Source organism: Candidatus Similichlamydia epinepheli (assembly GCF_003056015.1).
The window spans coordinates 1-3,426 of the sequence record NZ_PPEU01000075.1; the positions used below are offsets into that span (position 1 = coordinate 1).

The window sequence follows — 3,426 nt, forward strand, 5'->3', positions numbered from 1 at the left end:
AATTAGAGCGATGAGAAAGCCTGAGCCGTATAGAGGCAAGGGTGTGCGTTATGTGGGCGAAATTTTGAGAAGAAAAGCAGGAAAGGCAGGTAAGAAGAAGTAGCTTCTTGTGGATGCTAAGCTCTTGAGGAGGATGTGTGGAAAGTCAACAGAGGCAAAAAGTTCGTTGTCGTCGTGCTAGGGCCTTTCGCGTTCGGAAAAAAGTTAAAAAGGTTGGTGGATCGTATCCCAGACTGAGCGTTTTTAAGAGCAATCGTCATTTGTCTGTACAGTTGGTTGATGATGCTTCAGGAAGGGTTCTTTGTTCGGCTTCTACGATGACATCTCAAATGAAGAAGATATTTCCGAATGGCAAAGGCAAGGCCTCTGCCGAGTCTATTGGCCGAGCTATTGCTGAATCTGCTCTTGCTATTGGTGTTTCTAAAGTTGTATTCGATCGAGGGCATCGTGCGTATCATGGTCTGATCAGGGCACTCGCAGATTCTGCACGTGTTGCAGGTTTGCAATTTTAGGTTTTGAGGGGTTTGGGTTCTATGTCTAAAGACAAGGAAAAAGTTGCGCTTCAGGAGCGTGTGCTCTTTGTCGGTCGCTGTTCGAAAGTTGTTAAGGGTGGTCGTCGTTTTAGTTTCTTTGCTGTTGTCGTTGCTGGAAATGGAGATGGAAGAGTTGGCTTTGCCATGTCTAAGGCTAATGAACTTTCTGATTGCATTCGAAGAGGTGGTGAGCTTGCTAAGAGGAATCTGATTGAGTTTGAAAGAGAAGGTGGGACTGTTCCGCATGCTGTCCGTGTGAGATGGGATGGGACAGTTGTCATGATTAAACCAGCTAAACCTGGAACTGGATTGATTGCCGGATCATGTGTGCGAAACATACTTGAACTAGCAGGAATACGTGATGCTGTAGCCAAGTTGTATGGTTCTAACAATAAGTCTAATCAGGTTCATGCTACATTTAGAGCATTGAGGAGATTTCGAAATCGTGTTGAATCAATTCGGTTGAGAAGAAATAAGGGTGCTGCATGATAGAATTATTTGAATTGGCATCTATTTGTCCTCGCAAAAAGAAGGTTCGTGTTGGCCGTGGGAATGGAAGTCGTGGCACTACTTGTGGGCGTGGAACAAAAGGTGCAGGAAGTCGTTCTGGGTACAAAAGACGTGTGGGGAATGAAGGTGGAAACTTACCTTTTTTCAGAAGATTCCCCAAGAGAGGTTTTGGTCGAGGAGATCTGGTGAAGGTTTTTGATACAATTAACCTTGATCAAATTGATGTTTTGTTTAAGGACGGAGAAGAGGTCAGCCTTTCTTCATTGAGAGATAAAGGATTTTTCTCTGGTCCTAGTCATGGGTTGAAGATCCTTGGGCGTGGAGAGTTAACAAAGAAAGTTTTCATTGTAGCATGTAAGTTTTCTAGTTCTGTTCGTGCCAAGTTGGATAACAAAGGAATCAAGTATGCAGAGGATTGCTCTTAAGTTGCGTTCGGTTCTGTTATTTTTTTGGTTAGGATTTAATTCCCTTTGGGATTCTTTTTAGATGTTTTCTTTCTTTCGTGCTCTGATTCAGAATCAAGAGTTGAGGCGCAGGATGCTTTTTACGGCCTTTTTGCTTTTCATTTGCCGTTTGACGTCCTTTGTCCCTGTTCCTGGTGTAAATGGTGAAATTGCGCTGACTTACTTTCGAAAAGCTACGCATGTTGGTCAAAGTCTTTTTCAGTTAATGGACATTTTTTCCGGTGGTGCATTTGCCCAAATGACCATTGGGTCTTTAGGGGTGTTGCCTTATGTATCTGCATCAATCATGTTACAGTTGGCTGTTACTCTTTTCCCAGGACTGCAAAGAGACTTTCGTGAAAATGCTGATTATGTTCGGCCAAAGTTGGCAAGATGGACGCGTTATTTGACTCTTTTTTTGGCTGTTTTTCAGTCTGGGGTTTTTGCAAGATATGCTCTGAAAATTAATCATGCGTATCCCGGAGTAGTATCTGCTAAGGTTTTATCTGTGACTTTTTTCGGATGTCACGTTTTGTTTTACTTGTTGTTTATCGCTACGATGACATGTGGGACTTTGACGATTATGTGGCTTGGGGAGCAGATATCCGATAAAGGTGTTGGGGTTGGGACAAGTTTGGTTATTTCTGCTGGAATTGTTTCCGCATTCCCTAAAACTTTGACCACCATCATTGGACATCTCAATCTTGATTCATCTGATCCTGGTGATTTAGGGATTGTTTCTCTTGTTCTGCTTGCTGGAGTTTTTGTTTTAGTACTACTTGGCTGTATATTTTTGACACAGGCTGAGAGAAGGCTTGATTTGCAATATGCTCGCAAGGATTACGATGGTGCAAGCGGACATAGAAGACCTTTTTTGCCGCTCAAGGTAAATCATTCAGGTGTGATGCCTGTTATTTTTTCCTCTTCAATTTTGATGCTTCCTTTGACTGTGACTCAGCTTCTTGGGAAAGAGACAGTTTTTACAAGTTATTTGTCTCCTGGGTCTTGGGTTTACATGGGATTGTATTCCGTATTAATTTTCTTTTTTAACTATTTTTGGACACTGACTCAGTTTCATGCGGATCAGTTGGCCTCTGACATGAAGAAAGGTGGTGCGTTTATTCCTGCTGTTCGTCAAGGCTTGCAGACGCAAAGATATTTAGAAAAAACGATGTGTAACTTAACTGTTATTGGTGGAGTTTCTTTGATCGTTCTGGCAACGTTCCCCCAGTTAATAGGTGCTTTGTTTAGCGTAGATCATAGTATTAGCTATTTCTTTGGTGGTACGTCTATGTTGATTTTAGTTGGTGTGATTTTGGACACTTCACGTCAGGTAAGTGGCTACTTAACGATGCAGAAGTATGAAGAGGTATTAAGTCCGTCTCGTCCTCGATTGAGATAATTTTATTGGAAGAGGAGTTTGCTCGTGGTTAGAATTGTGGGGGTTGATATCCCTAATGAGAAAAGGGTGGAAATTAGCCTGCTTTATATCTATGGTATCGGGCCTGCTCTTGCTAGAAAAATTACTGAGAGGTTGGGTCTTGATCGTAGTACTAAAGTAAAAGATTTGTCTGAGATTGAAATAGCTAAACTGAATTCTCTGCTTCAAAGTGGTGAATATCTTGTTGAGGGTGACCTAAGAAGAAACATTCAGAATGACATTAAGAGATTGATGAGCATTCGTTCTTATCGTGGTCTCAGACATCGTCTTGGTCTTCCTGTTCGTGGTCAAAGGACAAAAACGAATGCAAGGACTCGTAAGGGAAAGAGGAAGACTGTTGCGAATAAAAAGAAGGCCGTTAAGTAATTAATACATGGTTATGGTGACGTGTTCGAGTATGAGTCTTCTGGAGGAGATAAAATTTGAATAAACAAGATTCAGGATCATCAACTAAGTCTGGAAGCAAGAAAGGCATTTTAAGGACTAGAAGAAAGCAGCA

Annotated in this window: 5 protein-coding genes and 1 pseudogene; all 6 read left to right on the forward strand. The window is 41.8% G+C overall.

Going from position 1 to position 3,426, the window contains the following annotated elements:
• Positions 1–103, forward strand: a pseudogene (gene rplF / locus GCCT14_RS03985) (50S ribosomal protein L6); the annotation flags it as partial.
• 34 nt (positions 104–137) lie between these two features.
• A complete protein-coding gene (rplR, locus tag GCCT14_RS03990; protein WP_108624329.1) occupies positions 138–512 on the forward strand; it encodes a 50S ribosomal protein L18 in 375 nt (124 codons plus the stop codon).
• A gap of 21 nt (positions 513–533) precedes the next feature.
• The gene (gene rpsE, locus GCCT14_RS03995; RefSeq protein ID WP_108624330.1) at positions 534–1,022 is read left to right on the forward strand and encodes a 30S ribosomal protein S5; all 489 of its coding nucleotides are present in this window, start codon (positions 534–536) and stop codon (positions 1,020–1,022) included.
• Positions 1,019–1,468 (forward strand): 50S ribosomal protein L15, encoded by a 450-nt coding sequence (rplO, locus tag GCCT14_RS04000; protein WP_108624331.1) that lies wholly within the window; start codon positions 1,019–1,021, stop codon positions 1,466–1,468. The genes rpsE and rplO overlap by 4 nt, the downstream gene beginning before the upstream one ends.
• 61 nt (positions 1,469–1,529) lie before the next feature.
• The gene (gene secY, locus GCCT14_RS04005; protein ID WP_108624332.1) at positions 1,530–2,888 is read left to right on the forward strand and encodes a preprotein translocase subunit SecY; all 1,359 of its coding nucleotides are present in this window, start codon (positions 1,530–1,532) and stop codon (positions 2,886–2,888) included.
• Between the two features lie 24 nt (positions 2,889–2,912).
• A complete protein-coding gene (rpsM, locus tag GCCT14_RS04010) occupies positions 2,913–3,293 on the forward strand; it encodes a 30S ribosomal protein S13 (protein ID WP_108624333.1) in 381 nt (126 codons plus the stop codon).
• Positions 3,294–3,426: the final 133 nt, after the last annotated feature.

Bases quoted from the DNA above. Each gene is read 5' to 3' on its own strand.
- rpsE (WP_108624330.1), top strand. From the start codon at position 534: ATGTCTAAAGACAAGGAAAAAGTTGCGCTTCAGGAGCGTGTGCTCTTT.
- rplO (WP_108624331.1), top strand. From the start codon at position 1,019: ATGATAGAATTATTTGAATTGGCATCTATTTGTCCTCGCAAAAAGAAG.
- secY (WP_108624332.1), top strand. From the start codon at position 1,530: ATGTTTTCTTTCTTTCGTGCTCTGATTCAGAATCAAGAGTTGAGGCGC.